This is a genomic window from Stenotrophomonas sp. NPDC078853, from assembly GCF_044901215.1.
In the GTDB taxonomy this organism is placed as follows: Bacteria; Pseudomonadota; Gammaproteobacteria; order Xanthomonadales; family Xanthomonadaceae; genus Stenotrophomonas; species Stenotrophomonas lacuserhaii.
Map to the genome: position 1 here is coordinate 295,750 of NZ_JBJDOQ010000001.1, position 26,275 is coordinate 322,024.

General features: G+C 65.4%; 19 protein-coding genes. 8 read left to right on the forward strand and 11 right to left on the reverse strand.

What is annotated here, in order from left to right:
* The first annotated feature begins 29 nt into the window (after positions 1-29).
* From ACI2JH_RS01370 to ACI2JH_RS01380, 3 genes are read left to right on the forward strand one after another with little or no spacing between them, the layout of a single operon-like run.
* Positions 30-2,168: a TonB-dependent siderophore receptor gene (locus ACI2JH_RS01370; RefSeq protein WP_404735204.1), complete on the forward strand. Its 2,139-nt coding sequence runs from the start codon at positions 30-32 to the stop codon at positions 2,166-2,168.
* An 8-nt stretch (positions 2,169-2,176) separates the two neighbouring features.
* A complete protein-coding gene (locus tag ACI2JH_RS01375; protein WP_404735205.1) occupies positions 2,177-3,307 on the forward strand; it encodes a PepSY-associated TM helix domain-containing protein in 1,131 nt (376 codons plus the stop codon).
* Entirely contained in the window at positions 3,304-3,429 is a 126-nt protein-coding gene (locus ACI2JH_RS01380; RefSeq protein WP_262926815.1) for a hypothetical protein, read from the forward strand. Before ACI2JH_RS01375 ends, ACI2JH_RS01380 begins: the two co-directional genes overlap by 4 nt.
* A gap of 59 nt (positions 3,430-3,488) precedes the next feature.
* On the opposite strand, the gene ACI2JH_RS01385 is transcribed toward ACI2JH_RS01380, so the two are convergent.
* The gene (locus ACI2JH_RS01385) at positions 3,489-4,682 is read right to left on the reverse strand and encodes an MFS transporter (protein WP_404735206.1); all 1,194 of its coding nucleotides are present in this window, start codon (positions 4,680-4,682) and stop codon (positions 3,489-3,491) included.
* 162 nt (positions 4,683-4,844) lie between these two features.
* On the opposite strand from ACI2JH_RS01385, the gene ACI2JH_RS01390 reads away from it, so the two are divergent.
* Positions 4,845-5,774, forward strand: a complete 930-nt coding sequence (locus tag ACI2JH_RS01390) for a LysR family transcriptional regulator (RefSeq protein WP_404735207.1) — start codon at positions 4,845-4,847, stop codon at positions 5,772-5,774.
* 31 nt (positions 5,775-5,805) lie between these two features.
* On the opposite strand, the gene ACI2JH_RS01395 is transcribed toward ACI2JH_RS01390, so the two are convergent.
* Positions 5,806-6,366, reverse strand: coding sequence for a DUF488 family protein (locus ACI2JH_RS01395; RefSeq protein WP_404735208.1), 561 nt, complete (start codon positions 6,364-6,366; stop codon positions 5,806-5,808).
* Positions 6,367-6,597: 231 nt separating this feature from the next.
* Here ACI2JH_RS01395 and ACI2JH_RS01400 point away from each other — a divergent pair, with 231 nt between their 5' ends.
* Positions 6,598-7,197 carry a hypothetical protein gene (locus tag ACI2JH_RS01400; protein WP_404735209.1) on the forward strand — a complete coding sequence of 200 codons (600 nt, stop codon included), beginning with the start codon at positions 6,598-6,600 and terminating at the stop codon, positions 7,195-7,197.
* A 173-nt stretch (positions 7,198-7,370) separates the two neighbouring features.
* Here ACI2JH_RS01400 and ACI2JH_RS01405 read toward each other — a convergent pair whose 3' ends face one another.
* The 7 genes from ACI2JH_RS01405 to ACI2JH_RS01435 form a co-directional block, all read right to left on the reverse strand.
* Positions 7,371-8,735 carry a S41 family peptidase gene (locus ACI2JH_RS01405; RefSeq protein WP_404735210.1) on the reverse strand — a complete coding sequence of 455 codons (1,365 nt, stop codon included), beginning with the start codon at positions 8,733-8,735 and terminating at the stop codon, positions 7,371-7,373.
* A gap of 12 nt (positions 8,736-8,747) precedes the next feature.
* On the reverse strand, positions 8,748-9,239 hold the full coding sequence (locus ACI2JH_RS01410; protein WP_404735211.1) for a hypothetical protein: 492 nt from the start codon (positions 9,237-9,239) through the stop codon (positions 8,748-8,750).
* A gap of 69 nt (positions 9,240-9,308) precedes the next feature.
* A complete protein-coding gene (locus ACI2JH_RS01415; protein WP_404735212.1) occupies positions 9,309-9,722 on the reverse strand; it encodes a hypothetical protein in 414 nt (137 codons plus the stop codon).
* A 304-nt stretch (positions 9,723-10,026) separates the two neighbouring features.
* Entirely contained in the window at positions 10,027-10,287 is a 261-nt protein-coding gene (locus tag ACI2JH_RS01420; protein ID WP_319274966.1) for a hypothetical protein, read from the reverse strand.
* A gap of 39 nt (positions 10,288-10,326) precedes the next feature.
* Positions 10,327-12,006: an ABC transporter ATP-binding protein/permease gene (locus tag ACI2JH_RS01425; RefSeq protein WP_404735213.1), complete on the reverse strand. Its 1,680-nt coding sequence runs from the start codon at positions 12,004-12,006 to the stop codon at positions 10,327-10,329.
* A 22-nt stretch (positions 12,007-12,028) separates the two neighbouring features.
* Entirely contained in the window at positions 12,029-14,212 is a 2,184-nt protein-coding gene (locus ACI2JH_RS01430; protein WP_404735214.1) for a TonB-dependent siderophore receptor, read from the reverse strand.
* Between the two features lie 150 nt (positions 14,213-14,362).
* Positions 14,363-14,728: a hypothetical protein gene (locus ACI2JH_RS01435; protein ID WP_404735215.1), complete on the reverse strand. Its 366-nt coding sequence runs from the start codon at positions 14,726-14,728 to the stop codon at positions 14,363-14,365.
* 168 nt (positions 14,729-14,896) lie between these two features.
* Here ACI2JH_RS01435 and ACI2JH_RS01440 point away from each other — a divergent pair, with 168 nt between their 5' ends.
* Entirely contained in the window at positions 14,897-15,265 is a 369-nt protein-coding gene (locus tag ACI2JH_RS01440; RefSeq protein WP_404735216.1) for a hypothetical protein, read from the forward strand.
* A gap of 186 nt (positions 15,266-15,451) precedes the next feature.
* On the opposite strand, the gene cho is transcribed toward ACI2JH_RS01440, so the two are convergent.
* Complete coding sequence (gene cho, locus ACI2JH_RS01445) at positions 15,452-16,312, reverse strand: excinuclease Cho (RefSeq protein ID WP_404735217.1); 861 nt, start codon at positions 16,310-16,312, stop codon at positions 15,452-15,454.
* A gap of 117 nt (positions 16,313-16,429) precedes the next feature.
* The gene (locus ACI2JH_RS01450; RefSeq protein ID WP_042612556.1) at positions 16,430-16,747 is read right to left on the reverse strand and encodes a hypothetical protein; all 318 of its coding nucleotides are present in this window, start codon (positions 16,745-16,747) and stop codon (positions 16,430-16,432) included.
* 210 nt (positions 16,748-16,957) lie between these two features.
* Here ACI2JH_RS01450 and ACI2JH_RS01455 point away from each other — a divergent pair, with 210 nt between their 5' ends.
* Together ACI2JH_RS01455 and ACI2JH_RS01460 are read left to right on the forward strand one after the other, a co-directional pair.
* Complete coding sequence (locus ACI2JH_RS01455) at positions 16,958-25,666, forward strand: GH36-type glycosyl hydrolase domain-containing protein (RefSeq protein ID WP_404735218.1); 8,709 nt, start codon at positions 16,958-16,960, stop codon at positions 25,664-25,666.
* Positions 25,663-25,902, forward strand: a complete 240-nt coding sequence (locus ACI2JH_RS01460; RefSeq protein ID WP_404735219.1) for a hypothetical protein — start codon at positions 25,663-25,665, stop codon at positions 25,900-25,902. The genes ACI2JH_RS01455 and ACI2JH_RS01460 overlap by 4 nt, the downstream gene beginning before the upstream one ends.
* The last annotated feature ends 373 nt before the right edge of the window (positions 25,903-26,275 follow it).

Below are 26,275 nucleotides of genomic sequence, written 5' to 3' on the forward strand. Positions count from 1 at the left end.
TCTCATTCTCACCCGCATTTCGGCCCGCGATGACCTGCCCGACGCCTTCTCTCCCCCACCTGGGCCTGGCCCTGACCCTCGCCTGTGCTTCGGCCAACGCAGCGCCGCCATCCTCCGCTGATGTGCAACAGCTGGATGCCGTGCAGGTGCATGGCCGGGCGCAGACCCTGTACCGGGTGGACGATGCGACGGTGGGCACGCGCACCGATACCCCGCTGGCACTGGTGCCGCAATCCATCCAGGTGGTGCCGCGCGAGCTGATTGAAGACCAGGCTGCGCGCCAGATCACCGATCTCTACCGCAGCATCAGTGGCATCAGTTTCTTCAGCTACGCCGGCGTCACCCTGCGCGGCTTCCGCCAGGAAAACGTGCTGTACGACGGCATGCGCGGCGACCCCTACGCCGGGTTTTCGGTACCGCAACTGTTCAACATCGATCGCGTGGAAGTGCTGAAGGGCCCGGCCGGCGCGCTGTATGGGGGCGGCGATGCCGGGGGTGTCATCAACTACGTCACGCGCAAGCCCAAAGCCACGGCCGAGCGCCGCATCGAACTGCAGGCCGGCAACAACGATTTCAGGGCCGCATCGATCGAGGCCACCGGGCCCGTGAACGCCGCAGGCAGCGTGCGCTACCGCGCCGGACTGTATGGCGACACCGAACAGGGCGTGCGCTGGAACGCGGACAGCGAGAGCGTGATCGGCGATGCGTCGCTGGCCTTCGACGTGGGCGACACCGGCGAGTTGACCCTGCAGTTCACCGACATCACCCAGAACCTGGGCGGCAACCGCCTGCGCGGCGTGCCGGTGGACGACAACGGCAGCTTCCTGACCGACCGGCGATGGAACCATAACGAAGCCAGCGACTTCCTGGATATGCGTGCCAAGGTGGCGCTGGCGCAGTACCGCTTTTCGCCCGCCAGCAACCTGGACGTCGATTTTGGCGCACGCTGGTTCGAGAACAACGAGCATCAGATCTACCACGAGCCGATGGGGCTGATCGACCGCAACCGCGACGGCGTGGCCGAATGGATGACCCGCCAGTTGCGCAACCAGATCCGCGACAACGACGCGTTTACCGCCAACGGCAACGCAGTGTGGCGCTTCAGCACCGGCCGCATCGGGCACAAGCTGCTGTTCGGCGCCGATGTCTACCAGCAGGATGCCGACTTCACCGCACAGACGGCCAACAGCGCCGACCTGGCGCGGGGTGCCGGCCCGGTGCCCGGCATCGACCTGTTCAACCCGGTGTATGGCGCCAGCTCGTGGCGCGACTACAACCTGGCTACCCTGCCCTGGCGCAGCACCAGCACGCGCAGCAAGCGCTATGGCGGCTACCTGCAGGACGAACTGGCGCTGACCCCGCGCTGGCACGTGCTGGCCGGGCTGCGCTGGGACGGTTTCAAGGACGACGACCGCATCGCCGGCACCACCGTGGATGGCAACGACATCAGCTGGCGGCTGGGCAGTACCTACACCGTGCGCGAAGGCATCAATGTCTACGCCAACATCGCCAGCGGGTTCATGCCCCAGAACGCCGCCAACCAGAGCGCCGAAGCAGGCGGCCCGTTCGATGCCGAGCGCAGCAGGCAGTGGGAAGTGGGCCTGAAATCCCTGCTGGCCGAGCGCGTGACCCTGAACCTGGCCGCTTATCGGATCGACCGCAGCAATATCGTGCAGGCCACCGGCGAGATCGTCGATGGCGTGAACCAGCTGGCTGCCTTGGGTCTGGTGCGCAGCACCGGCATGGAGCTGGACCTGCTGGCCGATGTGACCGAACGCTGGGTGCTCAACCTGACCTACGCCTACAACGATGCCCGGGTGAAGGATGCCGGCAGCGACGGCATCACCAATGCCTCCGGCGACCGCTTCGCCAATGCCCCGCAGAACAAACTCGGCCTGTGGACCCGCTACGAGCTGCCGGCGATCAACTCGGCGATCGGCTTCGGCGCCGATTACGTGGATGAGCGCGTCAGCCTGGATGGCCAACGGGTCAAGCCGTACACCGTGTTCGACATGAGCTGGAAGACGCAGTGGCAGCAGTGGCAGTTCCAGGCCAACGTCAAGAACCTGTTCGACAAGGTCTATGCCGCCAGCGGTTTCACCGGGCGCACCGGCCACTTCCCGGGTGAGCCGCGCCGGGTGTACGTGCAAGCCGCTTACGCGTTCTGAGCCCGCCCATGCGCCAGCCTTCGCCAGCGCCCCCCACCCGCCCGGCACGCGCCGGCGGTGGCCGGCGGCTGTGGTTCGACCTGCACAGTTGGCTGGGCCTGAAGCTCTGCCTGTTCATGGGCTTTGTCTGCTTCACCGGCACGCTGGCGGTGTTCTCCCAGGAGATCGACTGGTTGCTGCACGCCCCCATGCGCGTGGCCGACGGGGGTGAGCAGGCCGGCTGGGGCGCGGTCATCCATGCCGCACAGACGGCACATCCGGACTGGGAACTGGAAGGCATCAGCGCCGGCCACACCCGTCTGTTCGCCGCACGTGCGCAGATGCGGCTGCCTGACGGAAAGCGCCGCTTCGTCTGGGTCAACCCGTATACCGCGCGGGTGACCGGCGACACCGGCTGGTTCAACACACAACGGCTGCTGCGCAACACCCACCGCCACCTGATGCTGCCGGTGGCCTGGGGCGTGCCGCTGGTGGCGGCGTTGTCCATTCCCCTGCTGCTCTCGCTGCTCAGCAGTCTCTACATTTACAAGAAGTGGTGGCGTGGATTCCTGAAATGGCCCGACGCTTCGCGACCGCGCCGCCTATGGGGCGATGTGCACCGCCTGGCCGGGGTGTGGTCGCTCTGGTTCCTGCTGCTGATCGGCCTGACCGGGGCGTGGTACCTGGTCGAATCGCTCGGCGGCGACGCACCGGCCGCGCCCACCCTGCAGCTGGCCGAGGGCGGCGACCGGGTTGCCCCCGTAGACCCGGCTGCCGTCGACACGGCAGCGCAGACCGTCCGCCAGCAATGGCCCACCCTGGATATCCTCGCGGCCATTCCCGCACGCGATGGCGGCAGCATCCTCTTCATGGGCGAAGCCGACGCCTGGCTGGTACGCGAGCGGGCCAACAACATCGCCGTCGACCTGCGTACCGGGCAGGTGATGGGCGCGCATGACGGCCGTGTGCTGAGCGTCCATCAGCGCATCGCCGAAATGGCCGACCCCCTGCACTTCGGCAGCTTCGGTGGCTGGCCCATCCGGCTGCTCTGGTTGCTGGCCGGCACCCTGCTCACCGGGCTGTGCTTTACCGGCGTGTATCTCTACGGGCTGCGCACGGTGGATTCGCTGCGATCGGCAGCAAAGAGGAGGCCGGCGTGAGTCACGAAAAGCTGCCGGGGCCTTGGCGCGCGGCGTGGCAAGGGATGGGCCGTTGGCGCTGGCTGTGGCTGGTGCTGCTGCTGGTATGGGCGTCGCTGGTGCCACTGGAAGCCATGAAATAGCGGCGACGCAGGCGCTGCCCGCGCGTCCATGCCAGGGGTGCGCAGGCCGGTGAAACGGCCTAGCGCGCCGGTGCAGGGAAACCATGCCGCCCGGCCGCCCACACCACCCCCAGCGCAACCACCAGAAGCGCGATCAAGGCGGGGGCGAAAGCACCTGCACCCAATCGTTCAAGCAGCACGCCGCCGACAAGCGCTCCGCCGGCAATCGCCAGGTTCCAGGCCGTGACCAACATCGACTGCGCGACATCGGCGGCACTGCCTGCCACGTTGGCCAGCGCGGTCTGGAACAGCGTCGCCGAACCCCCGAACGCCACGCCCCACGCGGCCACGGCCACATACACCACGCCGGGTACATCACGGGCCACCCCGAGTGCCAACGCGGCCATCGCGAACACGCCGATGCTGCCCAGTGTCATTGCGCGCAGGCGACGATCGATCAGTACGCCGACAATCCAGATGCCCAACAACGATGCAACGCCGAACACCAGCAGCACCGCATCGGTGCGCTGGGCCATGCCCGCCTCCGACAGGAACGGCGCGATATAGGTGTAGAGCACGTTGTGGGCCAACACGAAGGCGAGCACTGCGACCAGCACCGGGCGCACGCCGGGCAAGGTGAACACCTGCCGCAGCGACAACGCCCTGCCCGCGGCCTGCCCCGCGAAATCCGGCAGCTTGAGACGCGCCCACAGCATCAGTACCAACGCCAGTCCGCTCATGATGCCAAAGCACACCCGCCAACCCACCAGGTTGCCAAAGAACGTGCCGGCAGGCACCCCCAGCGACAGCGCCAGCGGTGTGCCGACCATCGCGACGGCAATGGCACGGCCCTTCTGGTGTTCGGGCACCATGCGCGCCGCATAACCGGCCAGCAGCGCCCACAACACGCCAGCCGACACCCCCGCCAGGAAGCGCGCCGTCATGGTCAGGACGAAACTGGTGGAGAGCGTGGTCACCGTGTTGGCCAGCACAAAGCCTGCAAGCGCCGCCAACAGCAATGGGCGGCGACGCAGGCCCTGCGTGGCGGCGGTCAACGGGATTGCCGCCATCAGTGACCCGATGGCATAGATCGTGACGGTCTGCCCAACCCATGCCTCGGACACTGCCAGGCTCTGCGCCATCTGCGGCAGCAGACCGGCCGGCAGCGCCTCGGTCAGGATGGTGATGAAAGCCGCCATTGCCAGCGAAAGCAGCGACGCCAGCGGCAGCCGACCCTCCGCGGCGACCCCCACCCGTGCCGTGGGCGCACTCATCGGTGAACCCCGCCGATGTGCGGGAAAACTGGGAGACGCGTCATGCTGTTCAACTCGCTGTGATTGCCAGGCCACAACGATAGGAACCCGCCGATTAAAGAGAAAGTGGGCTACATTTCCTCGATGTGCGGAACATCCTGTCCGCAATGAAGGGACTGGATCATGGACAGCCTGGGTGGCTTCGTCGTGTTCGTGCAGGTAGCCGAAACCCGGAGTTTCGTCGCCGCCGGGCGGCTGCTCGGCGTATCGGCCTCCGCCGTCGGCAAGAGCGTGGCGCGGCTGGAAGAAAAGCTGGGCGTGCGCTTGTTCCACCGCAGCACGCGCAGCGTCACGTTGACGTCCGAGGGCGCCCTGTTCCTGGAGCGCAGCCGCCGCATCCTGGCAGAGATCGAAGCGGCTGAAATGGAACTATCGCAGGCCGCCGCCGCACCGCGGGGACGTCTGCGGGTCAGCCTGCCGCTGGTCAGCTCGCTGGTGCTGCCGGTGCTCGGCGAGTTCATGCAGGCGTATCCGGAGATTGAACTGGACCTGGATTTCACCGACCGCATGGTGGATGTGGTCGAAGAAGGTTTCGATGCCGTGGTCCGCACGGGCGAACCTGCCGATTCACGGCTGTCCGCCCGTCGCTTGGGCGCCTTCCAGATGCGACTGGTCGCCTCGCCTGCGTACCTGGCGCGACGCGGGACGCCCGCGCTGCCGGTTGATCTGCAGCAACACGCCTGCCTGCACTTTCGCTTTCCCAACAGCGGCAAGCTGGAGGCCTGGGCGCTGCGGCAGAAGCCGGGCGAACCCGAGCTGCAACTGCCGACTTCGATGATCTGCAACAACATCGAGACGCGCGTCTGTTTTGCGCTCCAGGGCCTGGGCATCGCCTACCTTCCCGACTTCGCCATCCGCGAGCCGCTGGATGATGGCCGGCTGCTGCCGGTCCTCGCCGACTACGTACAGCGCAGCGGGGTTTTCCACGTGCTGTGGCCGGCAAGCAAGCACCCCTCGCCCAAGATCCGGGCGCTGGTCGATTTCCTGTCCGCGCGGGTGTTTCCCACAACGGAGAGCCCGGCGCCCAAATCCGAACGGCGGCGCCGGCGGTAAGCTCGGTCATGGCCCCGGGATGCGGGCGGACTCAGAACAACGTGGCCTGCGCGGGTGGATAAATCAGGTCCTGCCCCACCGCCTGCGCCATCGGATTCAGCGGATGCGGCTTCGGTTCCGCACCGGACACGATGTGCAGCACCTGATTACCGCGGTGCGTCAGCAGGTCGGAGATCAGGCGCCGATGGCAACGCCACCAGGGCGCCTCCGCGCACATCAGCGCCGTCCGGTGCGTAGCCGCCAGCGCGAGAACTTTCTCCAGCCCGCTGGCAAACTCGGCAGACGTCATATGATCAGCATAGCCCTGAAACGCCGCGTTATCCCACGCGCCGTTGGGCGATTCCGGCTGCACCCTGCGACGCCCGCCCAGTTCGGGAATCCATTGATAGGTCACGCCGAGGGCAGGCAGCGTGTCTGCCATCTGCTCCGAAGCAAACCAGGGGTGGCGGCGCGAGCCCGGAAAGCGACGCACGTCCGCAATGGCCGATATTCCGTGCGCGGATAATAGCTGCAGGAACGTGTCCCAAGGCCGGGTGGAGTGACCGATGGTCCAGAGCGTCAGCGAATGCGGGGCAGGCAGATTGGACGGCATAGAATCATTAGACAGGGGTGCGCATAAAAGGCGCGTGGTCAGGGCATGGGGCCCGCTGACAGTGCAGTGCAGAAAATCAGCAGAAGGCGCGCCGAGCAGCATGCTTGCGTGGGTTGAATGCTCCTGGATAGTCCGGGTTGACCATTCTGATGACGTACTTAACTGCTAGCCTACCTACTTCAGGGCGTTGAAGAAGCCCCCCAGTTCACCCACGGGGACGTGGACACCTATATGGAATGGAAGATTCTCGCTTGTTCGCTCCTCCTGAGCCTGTCCACGACGGCTTGGGCACAAGTGCCTGAGCCAGACTCTGAGTTGGGCCAGGAGATGCAGACGCTGGTGAAGAACTACGTCGCCGAGCATCCTGGAATATCCATCGACGAAGCCATCACCAGGCTCGCGGTTCAGACGGAAATCCTGCAATCAATGCAGGACCTGCGCCGGGAGTTCGCGGGCAGATTGACGGAGATATCCATCCAACCAGCGCCGGATCAACACATCCTTGTTGAACTGAAAGGCTCAGCGCCCGTCGCCAACAGGCGACTCGTTACTCGCAGTGGTAGCACACGGGTGGTCTTCGAGGAGGGCCACAAGCACACCGGGGAAGAGTTCCACGCACGTATTGCTAAGCACAAGGATCTTCTTTACAGCGCCATACCGGGCATAACCGGCTTGCTCGGTCGTCCAGGTGAAGATCGCTTGATCATCTACATCGAAGGCAATGAGCGGCAAGCGGAGGAGCTACAGGCTGCGGTCGAAAGACTCGAGCGCGTGCTGGGCCTTTCGATATCCCTGCGCCCAAACATGGCCAGATCCCGGATCAGCTCATAGTCGTCGCTCGCGTCCACAACCCCAAGAAGATCCCAGCGTTGACCACCATCGATATTCCGCTGACGGCCTGCCTCGGCTCACTCGTGACCACGAAGCATGAAGCGCGTAAGCCAGCTTTAACCCCGTCTCAGTTAGCCCTTGACGCCTGACCGGCCGAGAACCATTCGACCGCTCTACTCATTACATTCATCACGCAAACACGCTTCCAACCACTCAGCAGCTGCACCGATTGATGCTTCAGGACCTATGCCCTGAACGACCTGATCCGGGGCAAGTTTGCCGCCATAGCGATTGCCGTTCCGATCCTCAAATACAGCCGTGGTGAGATAGAGTCCGGATCCATCTGCAAGCTTGTATGTTGTGTTGGACGTAGAGTAGCCAGACGTGGCACCGCCGAAAGAGCGTGTAAGAGGCCGGCCACGGAAAGCCACCGCAACGGCTTCCCCGGAGCTGGCAGTTCGTCCAGAAGTCACCACCGCGACCGGCACACTTCCAAGGTCTCGCACCTCGACAATCCCTTCGTGGCTTTTGAGAATCCAAGGGCTGGAAGAGCCATCTCTATAGCGGAAGCTACCTATCCCCTCCGTACCCAGCAGGGGCGATAGGCCGTACAGCATCGGCCACATGTTTCCGCCCCTGTTCCCGCTGAGGTCAACAATCCACGCCCTGGCCCCCGCCTCCAGTCCTTTGGCGAGAGCTTCCCGGATGCTGTTCGCAAATACGCGCTCAAGCTCATCGTCCGTTCCACGAAACATCGGCACGTGGATAACCGCGATCCCTGGACGAAACATGCGCCATGTTGCGTGCTCCATTTCCGCTTTGGATATCCTCTCCGCCTCCTGCAGGCCATCTGGCGAGATCAGGAAACTATGGCCGTCCCCCAAATCCCGCAGAAGGGTTTTGATGGCCGAGCGCGCTTGCCAAAGCATGGCATCGGGGGCTGGCCGACCCGCCTCGATGCGCTCTGGGCCAAGCGCCTCGTAAGCCAGAGCATGGGTCTTGATGAGGCCTGCCGCCTCGGCATATATCGCCTGAGCCTGCGCTTGCCCAGCGCTATTGGATTCGGCCGATTCCAACGTCAGCCCCTTCACCTCGAGCCGGGTTTCATTCTCGGCAACAAAGGAAACCACGACCAAATCATAAGACCTCGGCAGATCTATCTGGATCAGTGCTTCAGAGCGGGGTGCCCCGCCCTCGAATCGTCGCGTTGCACGCCCGACCGTTTTCTTCCCGTCGAAAGCGCGCAACTGAACCGAGGAGGCTCCCTCTGCGGTCAGGTGCCGCGCCGACAGCTTGAGTGTCCTGGAGCCATAGTCTTGATTCTTCAGCGCGTACATCACTCGGCACGTTGAACCGCGCTTGGCCTCGATGAGAACCGAGGCATTCTGTCCAGCCAAAGGGTCGGCCTGATAGTCGAAGCGACAGTCCTGCGTTCCTTCCTCTCTGGTGCTCCAACCCAAAGGCGGAAGCCCGGCAAGATTGCAGCCTGCAACAATGCAGCAAATCAACAATGCCAGCGCCGTGGAGACACGCCTCATGAGGACCTCCGCTCACTCGTGACCACGCGAAACACGAAGCGGCGTCAGCCAGCGCTTCTCTGCAGAAACACGCTTCACGTCGGCCATGTACAACAACTGGTCCAGCGCATCCTCCTCCACCTCCTGGTCGTGGAATGCCTTGAACCACGCCGCCACCGATTCGGCGGGTCGGCGCATCCATACCTGCTTGTCGCCTGCACGGAACAGCAGCGTCCTGCAACCGGGGCCGATTTCCATCCCATCCAGATCGCGCCACATGATGCGGACCTCGCCGAACGGCGAGCGACGGGTCAGCGAATCGCCGGTGACGAGGATCGTCGCGCCCAGGGAGCGGAGCGCGGCAAGCGCGGAGCCCACCGCGATCGCAGCGCCAAACCAGAGCATGAAGCCCTTGGCGATGGTGATGACCAGAATAGTCGCCACGTGGGCGGTGCCGAGGCCGACGATGACGTGCGGGGTTTCGGTGAAGGTGTAGACGGATCTGCGCATGTGCATCCTGCTCATGGGGGGATAGATCGGGCGTGCCCGCTTGCTGCGGGCTGTGCGCGATTGTAGCGGTACTTGGCGCGTGGCCTAAAGCACGCCACGCAGGGCGTCACGCGCCGTCCTGACCCTATCCCGGCCGTCGCCCAGCAAGGCATCGATCAGGCTGTCGCTGGATATCCCCTCCTCTACCGAGCTGTGTATGTCGCGGTGCGCCATATGGACGATCTCCAGCACGTCGGCAAGGGCGCGCAGCTGGCGGTCCACCAATCTGAGATCGCAGCGCCAGGCATCGGCGGCGGCGCGTGGATCCGGGTTGGAGCCGTCGCTGGGCGAACGCCGGCGCGGCGGCGGTACGGCCACCATGGGGCGGTAGGCGTGCCGCGAACTTTCGTGGGCCTGCAGGATGCCTTCCAGCTTCTTGACGAAGCGCGGGGGCAGCGTGTGGACGGATTCGCCGATGAGCGCGTACAGGCGCACGCCGGCTCTGAATTCTGCGGACAAGGGGTGACCTCGCATGGCATGGCCACCGGCGCCGAGGCGCAGGGTGGCGGACGGTGCGGGTTGGCATACCGGCGTCGTACAAAGCAGTTAACCGGCGGATCATGCGATCCCCCGCACCGTCCGCCAAAAGGATGGCACGAGGGCGCATGCTCCGCCGTACCCGAAGGCGACAACGGAGACGCTTTGCTAACGACGTTCGGGATGCCAATCCCGGCTGGCCCTACGGGTCAGCACGGACATCGTGTGCTGGTGTGGCGGGCGTGTAAATGAGGAAAGTTGCGGATTTGGCACGGCGGCTTAGGGATTACCGGACGTTACCGAGGCTCAGCATGAAGAGGACGAACGCTGCTGCGTAGGCAAGAAGGAGCACTGCGCTGGGGATCACGCGACGGCCCTGCAGGGCGACGGCGGTGATGACGCAGACCAGGGCCGCGCATGCGCCGAGGATGAAAAGCTGCATGGCCGCGAGCATCTTTGGGCCGGCGCCCAGGGTGGCTGACAGCCAGATGACGAGCGCTGCGCAGAGCAGTGAAATCGTGGCTGAGATGTACCAGAGGGCTTTCATTGCTTGCCTTCCGTAGCGGCGGCTTTCTGTTGGTGTTATCTACGGGCGCGGGACGTTCTTATCGGGCCAGCGCAGGTTCCGGCCATGCCACGCGTGCAGGCTGGGCCGGTGTGCGCTGCTGATGACGATACAACGCGGCAAGCGTTCGGCAAGCAAAGCGTACAGCGTCGCTTCGGCTTCCGTGTCGAGCGCAGAGGTCACCTCATCGAGGAACACCAGGTCCGGCTTTTGAACAAGCAGTCTTGCGAATGCAAGGCGCTGGCGTTCGCCCGGGGATAGGCGCGTCGACCATTCCGCAGCATTCTCGAGCTCACCAAGAAGATCCCCCAGCCCGACGGCAACAAGCGCCGCCGCAACTTCTGTTGGACCGGTTTCCTCGATACTGCCAGGATATGCGACGCAGGCATGCAAGGTTCCGACGGGCAAGTAGGAGGCTTGCCCAACGAAGACCACCCTGCCCTGCGGCATCCGCACCGCACCCGTGGCAAACGGCCAGAGCCCCGCCAGCGAGGAAAGCAACAAGGACTTCCCCGTACCCGATGCGCCCTGTATCAGCAGCCGGTCACCGGGGCTCAAGTGCAGGTGGTCTACACAGCCCAGCGCGCTGCCATCGGGCAGACGTACCTGCACTGCGTCCAGTATCAGGTCGCTGCCAGTGAAGGTCCGCTGCAGACCAGGGTGCACCGGCTCGCCAACCGCGCGTTCGAACTGATGCAGCCGATGGAATACCGAACGGAGGAGGGCCAGGTCCTTGTAGCGGTAGACGAACCACGACAGGGCTCCCCGGACGCGATTGAACAGGCTGTTGAGCTGCATCAGCGTCCCTACGGAGATGTCTCCTGCGAAGTAGCGCGGGCCGGTTATCAGATACGGCAACAGCATCGACGACTGGACGTACAGAGCATTCATCGCCGTGATGCGTTTGGTGTAGCGCATCACCTCGCCCCAGTTGCGCCGAATGCCGTCGAAGGCGCCTGCAAGCCCGTTGGACTCCGTCCGTTCACCGCGCCACAGCGCGACCGCCGCGGCGTTCTCACGCACCCGGACAAGCAGGTAACGAAAGTCCGCCTCGCGGCGCTGCTGCTGATAGTCCACGGGCACCAAACCACGCCCTATCCATTCGATCATCATTGAGCCGATCAGTGCATACAGCACGGCAGCCCACATCATGTAGCCGGGTATCTGCACCTGCGCACCGGCCACGGCAAACGACAACGCACCGGCCAGCCCCCACAGCATGGTGGCGAAAGTAAAGAAGTCGACGACGTAGTTCAGCGCTCCCACGGTCAGCCGAAGCGTATCGCTGGCCATGATGCGGAGGTCTTCGGCGATGCGTTGGTCCGGGTTGTCCACGCAGCCGTTGTGCTGCATGTGCCAGTAGGCGCGGCCGCCCAGCCAGCGTGCCAGGTACGTGTTGGTCACCCAACCGCGCCAGCGCATCTGGAGTGCCTGCTCGAACCATACCCTTGCCGTGCCAGCCACGACGATGCCGGCGATGATGAAGCCCAACTCCAGCATCTGGCGCCAGAATCCGTTGAGATCGCGTTCGACCAGAGCGTCGAAAAAGTTCTTCTGCCAGTAAGTCTGGCGCACCCCGATGTAGGTCAGGAACACGTCCAGGCCCACGATCGTGCCCAGCAGCGCATAGGCACGCCACCGATCCTCGGACGCCCAATAGGGGCTGACCAGACGCCACACGTCCCGCGTGGAAAGCTTCATGGCGCCTGGTCGTCCTTCGCGATCAGAACCGGGAACGCAGGGTCACCATCACGTTCCGGGGTTCGCCGGGCGTGTTGTAGGTGTTCAGTGCGCCAACGCGCTCGTAGTAGCGGCGGTCAAACAGATTGTTCACCGCAACGGTCATCCGCAGCTTTTCCGTGAATCGGTAACCGGCCTGCAGGCTCGCCACCGCGTAGCCCTTCTGCTCGCGCACGCCTGCGACGCCGGATCCAAGGATGCCGCTGGAAGCATGCGCCCCGCCGCCGAATGACACACCGCGCAACAGCCCGGACTCGATGCGGTAGTTGGCGAACAGTTTCACCGTGTGGTCGGGCTCGAACAATGCAAATGGTGAGCCTTCCTGGAGTGACTGATGGCGGACATACCGGGTCATCAGACGGGTATAGCCCGCCGTCAGGTCCAGGTTGGGCAGCGGACTGCCGCTGGCCTCCACTTCCCAGCCCTTGACCTCCACCTCTCCGGCCTGCAGGAAGAAGCCGGGGTTGGCGGTGTCGGGGTAGGAACGGTTCACGTCGCGGGTACGGAACGCGGATGCTGCCACGTTCAGCGTCCCACCACGCAGACTCGCTTTGGTGCCGATCTCCATCTGCTTGCCTAGGCGCGGATCAACGGCTTCACCCGATACCTTTCGCTGCGTCTGGGGTATGAAGGTGTCCGCGTAACTCGCATAGGCAGTCAGATCGTTGGTGAAATGAAACACCAGACCCGCATAGGGCGTGAACTCACCGTCCGCATCGGCGCCCGCCGACCACGCACTCAGCGGTTGCGGAGCGACACTCCTGCTTTTGACGTCGAAGTTGCTCCAACGGCCACCGGCCACGCCGGTCAGCCTGTCGCTCAACGACAAGCGAAGCTGTGCATAAAGACCGCTTTGACGCGTGATTGAGTTGTACCCGGAGGTTGGCGTGATCGGCAGGTTTTCTACGACGTCTGGCGTGGCTACCGGCACGTTCCTGACCGGAGTGCCTTGGCCATATCGACTGGTGCTCTCATACTCTTCCACGTTCGCACCCACCGTCGCGTGGTGTTCGCGCCCCAGCAACGGGAAGGGACCGGATGCGAACACATCCACGCCCTGCCTGACTTCATCGTTGTCGCTCTGGCGGCGCGCGTAGCTGGCCACCGTGCCGGCACCGGGGGCGACTCCGCTGGTGGGATAGCTGTCCTTGTAGAACCAATCCAGGCGCTGCCGGCTGGCGCGCGCCTTCAGGGTCCAGTCGTTCTGGAATGCATGCTCCAGGTCAAACGCGAACGACTGCTTGTCCCAGCGCTGGATCACCCAACTCGGGTAGGCGTAGAACGAGCGCGGAACATCCAGAAAGCGTTGATCGGTGGAGGCCGGCTGTCCCATGTACGGCATGACGTCATCGGACTGTTGCGTGGCCGACAGCGATACGGTCGTGTACGGGGTGAGGTCGAGATCCAGCGTTCCGTAGAAAAGCTGCTTGCTGGAGTCGGCCTTTCTGTAAAAGTACTCGCGGCCCTGGCTGGAAATGACCGCCCGGCTGCGCAACGTGCCGGCAGCGTTCAAGGGTCCGCCAACATCGATCTCGCCTCGATAATTCGACCAGGAACCTGCAGCCAGTGCCACAGCACCACCGAACACGTCCCTGCCTCGTTTACGAACGAAGTTGGCCACCCCGCCCGGCTGGCTTGAACCCTGGAAGATACCGCCGGGGCCGCGCAGTACTTCTACCCTGTCATAGACGGCCAGATCGAACTGCTGGAACGCCGACAACGCGCCGTAGGCGGGGATGCCATCGTAAGAAGCTTCCAGGTTATATCCACGGGAGCGGATCTGGCTGGTGGCGCCATCCCACGGTGTGACCGTGATGCCGGTGACTTCGCGCAGCGCGCTTTCCACGGTGACCAGGTTCTGGTCTTCGATACGCTGGCGCGTGATGACGCTGACCGAGTTGGGCACGTCCAGAATCCGCACCGGTGCCTTGCCGCCCCACGTCACCAGCGGCGATGTATACGAGCCGCTTCCTTCCGTCGTGCCCTCCCGCTTGGCTTTCACCCGGACCGTATCGAACTCGGAAACACTGACGTCGGATGGGCTGTCGGCAGCCTGTGCCTGGCAGGCTAGCGAAACGGTAAAGGCAAGCAGGGTCGTGGCGAGGCGGTCAGTCCGGCGGCCACCTGCGTGGCGTTCCGGGGGCAAAGGAAGGGTGCTTGGTGGCATGGGCGTTTCGCAAAGAGTGGCGTGCGGTCGACCTGTCGGAGGGGCGCCGCATGTGCCCCTTCACCCCAGCGGGCCGACGCTCGATTGTAACGTTATGACATTACATTTGGCTATGGACGGATCGCTGCTTGAAAACGGAGCCGACGGCGATCAATGAGAAGAAGCCACGTCCTGAAGGTCCAACGGCATGCCCCTGCCTCTCAGCACCACGTTGTCCTGGATCCATTGAAGCTTTATCGCCACTTTGCGGCGCAGCGCACGTTCGTGGCGCAGGGCCCACAGTTCGCAGCCTTTGCGGCCGGCATCGAAGGAGGTGCAGCGACGCATCACCAGCGGGGCATCCAGGCCATCGTCCGCGTGGAGACGAGCCAGCCACGCGCCGTCGATGCGCTGGTGCATGCTGGCTACGATCTCGCCGTGAAGGAAGAGCCCGGTGGGGAGCATGTCGAGGTGGCAGCGTGGCTTCCAGTGGAAGTCGTCTGGCATGGGGGTGAGGGTTTGCTGGCGGGCGTCCATGGGGCTGGAGGATAGGTTGGGCTGGTCTCAGGGATGGAGACGGAAATCGATGCGTCGACACGTGGGTGCGGAGGGGGTGCGCCTGGCATCCCGGTGGCGTCGCTGGTCATACGCCGTCAACGGCGACAGTGGCATGCTGCGCATTCGTGCGGGGGACCAACGATGCGGATGACGGGTAGTTTGCTTGCAGCAAGTGCGGTAACGCTGAAAGTCGGCGTGGTGTTCTGGGTGCTGGTGGCGTGGCGGACGCCGGGCGGCGAGCCATGGGACGCGCCCGCGTTCTGGACAGTCGTCTATCCCATCGCGCTGGGCATTGCAGCGGTCCTGGGCGCCTGTTTCCCCCGGCGAGCGTGGCTGTGGGGACTGTTGCTCATGGCGCTGCAGGTGCCGGTAGTGGCCGCGGTGTCGGGCTTTGGTCCGTTGTTGCTGGCCGGACTGGTATACGCACTGGTGCTGGCGGTGCCTGCCATGGCTATCGCGGCGGCGGCCGGCGCGCTGCGTCGCCGCCTGGCTCCCCTGCGAAACGGCCAGATATGAAACGTCAGACCCGCTGAGAACCTGTCCATGGAGGTGGTGGCAGAGCGTCTTGGTATGCGTCGCAGGCGGCTTTCAGTCGCTTTTGCAAGCGGGTTATGGGTCACTCGCCTGGGGTAGCTCGGCGACGGGGTGGGCTGGTGTGCTTGTAAATGGGGCCGCCAGCCAAGATTGCCCGCGCGGAGTGCTTCAGGAAAGCAGATGGATAACCGCTGTCCCACGGTCCAGCGCATGCCGGAGAATCTTGTAGGAGTCACGATCGAATTGCTCGGCGCCTGGTTTGATACGCCGCGCTTTGGCAAGCGTCGGCGCACTGCCATGGTAGGCCCAGTTGTCGACAACATGAAACTGGGTCATATCCTCCCCGGCCTCTTCGATCGCGATGCGGCCGCTGTAAGGCCACGCGGTGACCTCCAGATGCGCAAGCGCAGCACGCAGGCGCAGCTCATGCTCAGCGGGGGTCTCCTTTCCGCAGCAGGCGCCGAGGCATTGGCGCAGCATGGAACGGAAACACGGGCGCCCCTTGGGCAAGCGCTCCAGGCCCAGCAGCGAGTAGCACAACGCCTGATCGTCGGCGACGCGCCTGAGCGATTCCAACGCTGATCGTTCGCTGGAATACAGTCCGTAGAGCATCGGAGCGCTGGCGAGCTCATAGTCGGCCGAATTGACCACAGAAACCTCGCCACGATAGAGCCGCAGGCTGAATTGCCGAGGGAGTTTCCGCAGCAGCCGGTTGTAGAGTGGCATCTGGCGCTTGACCAGTTGCGCCTCCAGCAGCCGGGCGCCCAGGTCGCCCGCCGTTCGTACGCAGCTGATGCTTCGGCTTTGCCGCAGGAGCGCGGCTTCTTCGCGCGTGCGCAGATGATCCATTACACGGGTACGGACATTGATGCTCTTGCCGATATAGAGAGGCAAGCCACCTTCGACACCGTGAAACGTATAAACCCCTGGCAGGCGGGGCAGCGCTGCGGCTACCTCCCGCAGGTGGTCGGGATACAGATACTCAGATGCGTGGCTTGACCGACGTGCTTGAGCGGCAGATGAGGGCATGAGTTCAAGGCTACCAGCAGCATTCAAACTGCCAGCTGTATCGACGGGATGGCTTGGTGACGCTCCTTTCCGGTGACAACGGACGCGCTGGCGCTACGCCTGCCGCATCGTGGTTGGTCACGCGCTCACGCTGTTGAACCAGTCGGCGTACGGTGTGTTGCTGATCATGCGCCGGTTGAGGTCGGGGGACCCATCGGTCCACCACACGGGGCCTCGTTCGCCCAGGCCAACCTTGGCGGTGTTTACTGCCTGCCGCGCAGCGGCAAGTGCCTCCCCATCTGCCGAGGCCTTGGCTGCCTTGACGGCCCGGCGTGCATCCATCAGCGCATGGACCAACTCGTCTCTGCGCTGCTCATCCAGGTCAGGATTGGTGGCTCGCCATAGTCGCCCTCGGACGATGAGGTAGCGGCCGTCCGGGGTCATCAAGGTTTCCATGCGGGGGCGCCTGTGGGGTTGCTGAGCCTGCGGGTTCGAGGTTGCCACATCCGAAGCCGACGTGGTCGTCCGGTGTTGGTACCCCCCGCTGGAGCGGACAGAGGGTACCTGCCGGGCAAGCCATGTACGTGTTCCGGTTGCCGGCCTTCACAGCCACCACGGCACCCGCAATGCAACTATGCATATCGCGACCTGCCTCATGGGTAATCTATGCCCCACTTTCGCCGTCTTCTAGGTCGTTGGCTCCGTCTGCGTCGCCTGGTCCGTTGGCGCTGGCGTGAGCACCAAGCCTCGGTCCCGGCCATCGAAGCCGCCGAGGTCCCACTGCGTGCCGCGCTGTACAGCGTTGAACAGATGGAGGTCTACGGACGCGCGCTTGCGCGCCAGCATCGCGTGCGGATGCGGCCCGGTGCAGAGCGCCTTCTCGGCCGCCTGCAGGCCAATGAACGTGTCCTGGAAGACGCCAACACGCTGCTCAGCAACGTGGTGCGCGAACAGCGGCCGGTGACCCCGGCCGGGGAATGGCTGCTCGACAACTACTACCTGATCGAAGAACAGATCCAGACCGCGCGACGCCACCTGCCGCGTGGTTACAGCCGGCAGTTGCCTTCGCTTGTGGCTGGCCCCTCGGCCGGATTGCCGCGCGTGTATGAGCTGTCGATGCAGGCCATCGCGCACGGCGATGGCCGCATCGACGCCGACACCCTGGGCCGCTTCATCACCTCCTACCAGTCACTCGCTCCGCTGAGCCTGGGCGAACTGTGGGCCGTTCCCATCATGCTGCGGCTGGCACTGCTGGAGAATCTCCGGCGCATGGCGGCGCGGGTGATGCGCGACGGGACCGACCGTGGCCTGGCTGCGCAGTGGGCGGACAACCTCAATCGCGCCGCCTCCGACACCCCTACCGATGTGGTCCTGGTGGTGGCCGATATGGCGAGGTCCCAGCCACCTCTGACCGGCGCCTTCATCGCCGAACTGACCCGCTCGCTGCAGGGGCGCGGTGGCGCGTGGGCCATGCCCGTCGCCTGGCTGGAACAATGGGCAGCCGCAGCGGGCCAGCGCATCGAGGAACTGGTCGCCGCCGAGGGACAGCAGCAGGCGGCCGACCAGGTCTCCATCGGCAACAGCATCGGCAGCCTGCGCTTTCTCTCCACGATGGATTGGCGCACCTTTGTCGAAGATATGAGCGTGGTCGAGCAGCGGCTGCGCGACGACCCCATGGGCGTCTACGCGCAGATGGATTTCGGCACCCGCGACGCCTATCGCCATGTCGTGGAAAAGATCGCTCGCGGTAGTCGCGTCGCGGAGGAACGCGTGGCGACCATCGCGCTGGACCTGGCGCGGGCTGCGCCGCTCGACGGGCCGCGCACGCACGTTGGCTACTGGCTGGTCGGCGATGGCGTGAACGCTACCATTGACGCGGTGGCCGAGGTTGCACCACGCCACCGCAAGGCACCGCGACTGGCGCATCGCGTACCGCTGTCGCTGTACCTGCTGCCAATCACTCTGCTCGCGGTGCTGGCCACCGGTGGTCTGCTGGCCAGCGGCAGTGGTGTGGCGCCGGTCTGGCTGGCTGCGCTGCTCGGGCTGCTGGTGTTCAGCGAGCTGGGCATCGTGCTGGTGAACTGGACTGCGACGGTACTGGTCAACCCAAGGCCGCTGCCCAAGCTCGATTTCAGCGAAGGCATCCCTGCGGCCTGCTCCACCGTGGTCGCGGTCCCCTCGATGCTGTCCAGCATCGACGGCATCGATGTCCTCACCGAAGCGCTGGAAGTCCGCTTCCTGGCCAACCGCGATCCCCAGCTGCGCTTCGTGCTGCTGACGGATTTTCTCGACGCTGCGGCCGCCGAGACGCCGACCGACGACACCCTGCTTGCACACGCCGTGGAGCGGATCGACGAATTGAACCGACGCTACGCGGCCGAGCGCGGCGATCGCTTCTACCTGCTGCACCGCCCCAGGCAATGGAACCCCGGCGAAGGGGTGTGGATGGGACACGAGCGCAAGCGCGGCAAGCTGGCAGCGCTCAATGCCCTGCTCCGCCAGGGCAATGCGACCGCGTTCATGCAGACCGTCGGTGACGTGGCGGCCCTGATCGGCGTGCGCTACGTCATCACCCTGGATTCGGACACGCAACTTCCGCGGGATGCTGCACGCGCCTTCGTCGCTACCCTGGCGCACCCGCTCAACCGCCCGCGCTTCGATCCGGCCCTGCAACGCGTGGTGGAGGGCTACGGCATCCTGCAGCCCAGCGTCGGCACCAGCCTGGGCACGCGCCGCACCTCGCGGTTTGCCAGGATGTTCGGCAGCGAGCCCGGCATCGATCCGTACTCGCGCATGGTCTCGGATGTGTACCAGGACCTGTTCGAAGAAGGCTCATTCGTGGGCAAAGGCATCTATGACGTCGAAGCCTTCGAGCATGCGCTCGAGGGCCGCCTGCCCGAGAACCGCATCCTCAGCCATGATCTGCTGGAAGGCTGCTATGCACGCGCCGGCCTGGTCAGCGACGTGCGCCTGTACGAGGACTACCCCGAACGCTACGCCGCCGACGCCAAGCGCCGTGCGCGCTGGATCCGCGGCGACTGGCAGCTGTTGCCCTGGTTGATGCCGTGGACACCGCGCCCGGGATCGGGATGGGAACGCAACCGGCTCAGCCTGCTCTCGCGCGGCAAGTTGCTGGACAACCTGCGCCGGAGCCTGGTGCCGATCGCTGCCTTGGTCTTGCTGGTGGCCGGTTGGCTGTATGCCCAAAGCCCGGCTGCGTGGACGGCATGGGTGCTGGCACTGTGGTTCGCGCCGCCGCTGATCGGCATGCTGCGCGATGCGCTGAGCGTTCCGGACGACACCCCGCTGGAAGCGCACTACATCATGGTCGGGCGCGGCACGCTGCAGTCGTTGCTGCGCGCAGCCACCCAGATCGCGTGTCTGCCCTACGAAGCATTGCTGGCCGGTGGCGCGGTGCTGCGCACGCTCTGGCGCATGACTGTCACCCGCCGCCACCTGCTGCAATGGAACCCCTCCAGCGAAGTCGAGCGCCGCCTCGGCAGTGACCGCAGCGCGGAATGGCGGGTAATGGCGCCGGCGTCGGTGCTGGCGGTTGCGCTGGCGGCGGTCGTGGCGACTGTGGCTCCGCACGCGCTTCCTGTCGCCCTGCCCCTGCTGTTGGCGTGGACCTTCGCCCCCGCGTTGATGGCGTGGCTCGGCCGGCCGCCGGCTGCAAGCGTGGCCGAACTTTCCGTGACACAGCGGGCCTTCCTGGGCCGGCTGGCGCGGCGCACCTGGTCGTTCTTCCAGGCATGGGTGCGCGAGCAGGATCACTGGCTGCCACCGGACAACATCCAGGAGCATCCGACCCTGGTGGTGGCGCGGCGCACCTCGCCGACCAACATCGGCCTGTCCCTGCTGGCCAATCTCTCCGCGTGGGATTTCGGCTGGCTGCAGCTGGGCGCGGTCGCCGAACGTACCGCGCTCACCTTCGATACGCTGGACCAGCTTCCGCGCCACCGCGGCCACTTTCTGAACTGGTACGACACCGAAACCCTGGCGCCGCTGCAGCCGCGCTACGTCTCCACCGTGGACAGCGGCAACCTGGCCGGCCATCTGCTTACCCTGCGGCAAGGTCTGCTCGCGCTGGTGGACGCGCCGGTACTGGCGCCACACACGTTCGACGGCCTGGCCGATACGCTTGGCGTGCTGGAAGAGGAACGGCAGCGCCATCGCCCCGCTGACGCACTACTGGGCGAGGCGCTCAACCACCTTCGCCAGCGTCTGGCGGCAACGCGTACGGACCCCCCGAGTGGGGCGGCACAGCTGCTCGCCCGGTTGCAGGAGCTCACCAGTCTGGCCGATGCCGTGCTGGCGCAGTGGCCGCCACCGGCGTCGCCGGAGGAAGGTGAACTGCACTGGCCGGCCCTGTTCGCTGCCGAATGCCATGCCGCCCACGCGACGCTCGCCGACCTCCCTGCCGATGCCGCAATGGACGGCGAGGCAGCGGTGCCCAGCCTGCGCCAGCTGGCCGCCCTGCCCGGCTCCGCCGGTGCGGACGCGCGCGCGCGCATCGAGCAGCTGCAGGCGCTGGCGCACCGTGCCGGGCAGTTCTCGCTGATGGAATACGGGTTCCTGTTTTACCGTACCCGCAACCTGCTCTCGATCGGTTACAACGTCGACGACCACCGCCTCGACAACAGCTTCTACGACCTGCTGGCCTCCGAAGCGCGGCTGTGCGCCTTCGTCGCCATTGCCCAGGGGCAGCTGTCGCAGGAGAGCTGGTTCGCGCTTGGTCGGATGCTCACCGAGGTCAACGGCACGCCGACGCTGTTGTCATGGAGTGGCTCGATGTTCGAGTACCTCATGCCGCAGTTGGTGATGCCCAGCTATCCCGACACGCTGCTCGACCAGACTGCGCGCCATGCGGTCGAGGCGCAGATCGTCTACGGCCGTAGCTTGAACCTGCCGTGGGGCGTGTCCGAGTCCGGCTATAACGCGGTGGATGCCCGCCTCAACTACCAATACCGCGCGTTTGGTGTGCCCGGGTTGGGACTCAAGCGCGGCCTGGGGCAGGATCGGGTGATCGCGCCCTATGCCAGCATGATGGCGCTGATGGTGGCACCGGAGGCGGCGTGCCAGAACCTCCAGGTACTCGAAGGCCTTGGGTTCACCGGGCGCTTTGGCATGTACGAAGCGATCGACTACACCCCCGCCCGGGTGCCGCCGGGGCAGGATCACGTGCTGCTGCGTTCGTTCATGGCCCACCACCAGGGCATGGGCCTGCTGTCGCTGGATTACCTGCTGCGCGACCAGCCGATGCAGCGCCGTTTCGTTGCCGATACCGAGTTCCAGGCCACCTTGCTGCTGCTGCAGGAACGCATCCCGCGCATCGGCCTGTTCCATCCGCATGAAGTCGAAGCCCTGGGCGAGCACTCCGCCATGGCCGAGCACGAGACCTCCCTGCGCGTCCTGCGCGACCCGGGCGGCCCGCGCCCGGAAGTGCAGCTGCTCTCCAACGGGCGCTTCCACGGCATGCTGACCCATGCCGGCAGCGGCTACAGCCGCCACGGCGACCTGTCGCTCACCCGCTGGCGCGAAGACGGCACCACCGATGCCTGGGGGTCGTTCTGCTACCTGCGCGACGTGGACAGCGGCGAGTTCTGGTCTGCCGCCTACCAGCCCACCTGCGTGCCGGTGGACAACTATGAAGCGATCTTCTCCGACGCCAAGGCAGAGTTCCGCGGTACGCGCCGCGGCTGCGAAAGCCATCTGCAGGTCGCCATCTCCGCTGAGGACGACATCGAGCTCAGGCGCCTGCGCCTGACCAACCGCGGCCGTCGCCAGCGCACGGTGGAGATCACCACCTATGCCGAAGTGGTATTGGCCCCCGCCGCATCCGACGACGCGCACCCGGCCTTCAGCAACCTCTTCGTGCAGAGCGAGATCCTGGCCGCCAAGCAGGCCGTGCTGTGCACGCGCCGGCCCCGTTCACACGATGAAGTGCCGCCGTGGATGTTCCATCTGGTCGCGGTGCATGACGCTGCGGTGGTGGCGATCTCCTACGAAACCGACCGTGCGCGCTTCCTCGGGCGTGGCAACACGCCGCGGACGCCGCAGGCGCTGACCACCGATGCCGAGCTCTCCGGAACGGACGGTTCGGTGCTCGACCCGATCGTGGCGATCCGCGTCCGCGTGGTGCTTCAGCCCGAGCAGACCGTGCAGCTGGACATGGTGTTCGGCATCGGCGTCGATCGCCCTGGTTGCGAGGCTTTGGTAGACAAATACCGTGACCGCCGACTGGCCGACCGCGTCTTCGACCTGGCCTGGACGCACAGCCAGGTGGTGCGCCGCCAGATCAACGCCAGCCAGGCCGAAGCCTCGCTGTACGAGCGCCTGGCCAGCCACGTGCTGTATGCCAATCCGCTGCTGCGCGCGGGCGCCGCCGTCCTCCAGCAGAACCAGCGAGGACAATCCGGACTGTGGGGCCATGCCATCTCCGGCGACCTGCCCATCGTCCTGCTCAAGGTCACCGATGCGGAGAACGTGGAACTGGTCCGGCAACTGGTGCAGGCGCACGCGTATTGGCGCCAGAAGGGCCTCAACACCGACCTGGTGATCTGGAACGACAGCAAGGCCGGCTATCGGCAGGAACTGCAGGACCAGATCCTGGGGATGGTGGCCGCCAGTTCGGAGACGGGCCTGCTGGATCGCCCCGGCGGCATTTTCGTGCGGCCGGTGCAGAACATGAGTCATGAGGACCGCATTCTGCTGCAGGCGGTGGCACGGGTGGTGATCAGCGACGAGGACGGCACGCTGGCCGCGCAGGTCGGACGCCAGCCGCTGCCTGTCCGGCGCATTCCGGCCCTGGTGCCGCAGGCGGAGCAGCAGGAGCTGGCACTGGCGATGGACGCGACGCCCGGGCTGCCCGTCGTCGCCGAGCCGGGCCCCGAACCCGGGCTGCCCCCGGGCGTCGAGCACGACGAAGAGGTGGACGATCCATGGCCGTTCCTTCCGTACCGCGGCGTCGGCCGGTTCGACAACGGCACCGGTAGTTTCAGCGAGGACGGCCGCGAGTACGTCGTGGTGCTGCGCGAAGGCGCCCCGACCCCGGCGCCGTGGGCGAACGTGATCGCGAATGCCCGCCTGGGCACGGTCGTCAGCGAGAGCGCGCCGGGCTACACGTGGTTCGAAAATGCACACGAGTTCCGCTTGACGCCCTGGCTCAACGACCCGGTGTCCGACACGGGCGGCGAAGCCTTCTACGTGCGCGACGAGGACAGCGGCCGTGTCTGGTCGCCGATGCCGCTGCCATGCCGGGGCACCGGTGCGTACCGTACCCGCCACGGCTTCGGCTACACGGTGTACGAGCATATCGAAGACGGCATCGCCAGCGAGTTGTGGGTCTTCGTCGATGTCACCGCGCCGCTGAAGTTCTCGGTCCTGCGGTTGCACAACCTCTCGGGCCGGCCACGGCGGCTGTCGGCCATCGGCTACGTTGAGTGGGTCATGGGTGACCTGCGCCCGAAGTCGCGCATGCACGTGGTTACCGAACGCGACCCGCAGACCGGAGCGCTGCTGGCGCGCAACAGTTACAGCACCGAGTTCGGCGGCCGGATGGCCTTCTTCGACACCGATGCCGAGGGCTGTGGCTGGACCTGTGACCGCCTGGAGTTCATCGGCCGCAACGGCGGATTGCACGCACCTGCGGCGCTGCGTCGCGAGCGCCTGGATGCACGGGCCGGTGCCGGCCTGGATCCCTGCGCGGCGATCCAGGTGCCGCTGGAGCTGGCGCCGGGCGAGCGCAGTGAAACCACGTTCCGGCTTGGCGCGGGGCGCGACCGCGAGGAAACGCTGGCGTTGGCACGCAGCCGCCAGGGCAATCAGGAAGCCATCGATGCGCTGGACGCCGTGCGCATCCACTGGCGCAACGTACTGGCCACGGTGCAGGTACGCACCCCGGACCCGGCGTTGGACGCACTGGCCAATGGCTGGCTGGTCTACCAGACCCTGGGCTGCCGCTACCTGGCACGCAGTGGCTACTACCAGTCCGGCGGCGCGTTCGGCTTCCGCGACCAGTTGCAGGACGCGCTCGCTTTGGTACACGCGCGCCCGGACCTGACCCGCGAACATCTGCTGCTCTGCGCCGCACACCAGTTCACCGAAGGCGATGTGATGCACTGGTGGCACCCTCCGCAGGGTCGAGGCGTGCGTACGCGCTGCTCGGACGATTACCTGTGGCTGCCCCAGGGCGCATGCCGCTACCTGGAGGTCACCGGCGACGCCAGCGTGCTGGATGAAGTGGTCGGCTTCATCGAGGGGCGCGCGGTGACAGCCGAAGAGGAAGGCTACTACGACATGCCTACCCTTTCGGCACAGCGCGGCACACTGTATGCGCACTGCGTCGTTGCACTGGAGCGCGGGTGCCGGTTGCTCGGCGAACGTGGGCTTCCGTTGATGGGCAGCGGCGACTGGAACGATGGCATGAACCGCGTCGGCGACCAGCAGCGCGGTGAAAGTGTGTGGCTCGGCTTCTTCCTGCATGACACGCTTCGCCGCTTCATCGGGCTGGCCAACGCCCGTGGCGATGCCTCCCGTGCGCAATGGTGCGAAGAACAGGCCGAACGCCTGCGCCAGAACCTGGAACAGCATGCCTGGGACGGCGCGTGGTATCGCCGCGCCTGGTTCGACAACGGCGCCCCGTTGGGCTCGTCACAGAATCAGGAATGCCGCATCGATTCGATATCCCAGAGCTGGTCGGTGCTGTCGGGCGTCGCCGCGCCCGAGCGTGCCAGCCAGGCACTGGATTCGCTGTACACGCATCTGGTGCGAAAGGACGCCAAGCTGATCCAGCTCCTCGACCCGCCCTTCGACCAGACCACGGAGGACCCCGGCTACATTCGGGGTTACGTACCGGGCGTGCGCGAGAATGGCGGCCAGTACACCCACGCGGCGGTGTGGGCAGCGATGGCGTTCGCACAGCAGGGAGATGCGGTGCGTGCCTGGGAGCTGGCCGGCATGATCAACCCTCTGAACCACGCGCTGGACGCGGCGGCGGTCCAGACCTACCGCGTTGAACCCTACGTGTTGGCCGCCGATGTCTACGCCGTGTCCCCGCATGTCGGACGAGGCGGATGGACGTGGTACACCGGGTCGGCCGGGTGGATGTATCGCCTGCTGATAGAGTCCCTGCTCGGCATCCGTCGCGACGGCGATCGTCTTTCGCTTGAACCCTGCCTGCCCGATCACTGGCAGTCGTTCGAACTGAGCTACCGCTTCGGGCGCAGCCTGTATGAGTTCGTGGTGACCCGTACTGCGCAGGGTGCCCCTACGCTGCATGTGGATGGCGTTTTGCAGCCGGGCCTCACCGTCCAGATTCGCGACGACGGACATTGCTACCACGTCGCGCTCGACCTGGGTTCATCCTCGGGATGAGCCTGCGGCCAGAAGTGCAGGTGCAGCTTGATGCGCTGGCAGAAATGCTGCACCACTGGGTGGCGCGCGTGCGCCATCCGGCGCAGTTCTGGCCCCAGTTCGAGGTGCTGGCGGAAGAGATCCTGGACGAGTGCGGGCAGGCGGAGAAGGATGAGGTGCGGGCGTTGATACAGACCATGCTCAGGGGGCATGGGTTGGAGCTGCCGCCGGGGTTCAAGGGTGATGGCACCGTATGAAGAACGTCCCTTTCGGGGCTTCATGGACTTAGGATTTCCTGGGTGGGATTGTTGGTGCATCCATGCAGCGAACCCTTCCGCGCTATGCGCTCCAGGGCCAGCCACTCGGCTGTCTGGATTCGCTCCAGGCCAATCGGTCGAACCTGCGCTGCTTCGGCGCCCACCTCACTCCGCCAGATACGCAAAACGCCCCTTTCGGAGCGTCTTGTGTATCTGGCGGAGAGATTGGAATCGGATCACGCTTGACCCGACCCATTCAAATCGTTGCATAGGGCATGACCGGCAGGTTTTCTGTCGGTGTGTCCTCGATCATAGCGGCCCGGCTCCACTGCATCCGGCACTTGGGACTGCGGCTCGTGCCGCTTTACACATC

Bases quoted from the DNA above. Each gene is read 5' to 3' on its own strand.
- ACI2JH_RS01370 (WP_404735204.1), top strand. From the start codon at position 30: ATGACCTGCCCGACGCCTTCTCTCCCCCACCTGGGCCTGGCCCTGACC.
- ACI2JH_RS01460 (WP_404735219.1), top strand. From the start codon at position 25,663: ATGAGCCTGCGGCCAGAAGTGCAGGTGCAGCTTGATGCGCTGGCAGAA.
- ACI2JH_RS01425 (WP_404735213.1), bottom strand. From the start codon at position 12,006: ATGAAGCTTTCCACGCGGGACGTGTGGCGTCTGGTCAGCCCCTATTGG.
- ACI2JH_RS01430 (WP_404735214.1), bottom strand. From the start codon at position 14,212: ATGCCACCAAGCACCCTTCCTTTGCCCCCGGAACGCCACGCAGGTGGC.
- ACI2JH_RS01455 (WP_404735218.1), top strand. From the start codon at position 16,958: ATGCCCCACTTTCGCCGTCTTCTAGGTCGTTGGCTCCGTCTGCGTCGC.
- cho (WP_404735217.1), bottom strand. From the start codon at position 16,312: ATGCCCTCATCTGCCGCTCAAGCACGTCGGTCAAGCCACGCATCTGAG.
- ACI2JH_RS01405 (WP_404735210.1), bottom strand. From the start codon at position 8,735: ATGAGGCGTGTCTCCACGGCGCTGGCATTGTTGATTTGCTGCATTGTT.
- ACI2JH_RS01375 (WP_404735205.1), top strand. From the start codon at position 2,177: ATGCGCCAGCCTTCGCCAGCGCCCCCCACCCGCCCGGCACGCGCCGGC.
- ACI2JH_RS01400 (WP_404735209.1), top strand. From the start codon at position 6,598: ATGGAATGGAAGATTCTCGCTTGTTCGCTCCTCCTGAGCCTGTCCACG.
- ACI2JH_RS01390 (WP_404735207.1), top strand. From the start codon at position 4,845: ATGGACAGCCTGGGTGGCTTCGTCGTGTTCGTGCAGGTAGCCGAAACC.
- ACI2JH_RS01385 (WP_404735206.1), bottom strand. From the start codon at position 4,682: ATGAGTGCGCCCACGGCACGGGTGGGGGTCGCCGCGGAGGGTCGGCTG.
- ACI2JH_RS01420 (WP_319274966.1), bottom strand. From the start codon at position 10,287: ATGAAAGCCCTCTGGTACATCTCAGCCACGATTTCACTGCTCTGCGCA.
- ACI2JH_RS01435 (WP_404735215.1), bottom strand. From the start codon at position 14,728: ATGGACGCCCGCCAGCAAACCCTCACCCCCATGCCAGACGACTTCCAC.
- ACI2JH_RS01450 (WP_042612556.1), bottom strand. From the start codon at position 16,747: ATGGAAACCTTGATGACCCCGGACGGCCGCTACCTCATCGTCCGAGGG.
- ACI2JH_RS01440 (WP_404735216.1), top strand. From the start codon at position 14,897: ATGACGGGTAGTTTGCTTGCAGCAAGTGCGGTAACGCTGAAAGTCGGC.
- ACI2JH_RS01395 (WP_404735208.1), bottom strand. From the start codon at position 6,366: ATGCCGTCCAATCTGCCTGCCCCGCATTCGCTGACGCTCTGGACCATC.
- ACI2JH_RS01410 (WP_404735211.1), bottom strand. From the start codon at position 9,239: ATGAGCAGGATGCACATGCGCAGATCCGTCTACACCTTCACCGAAACC.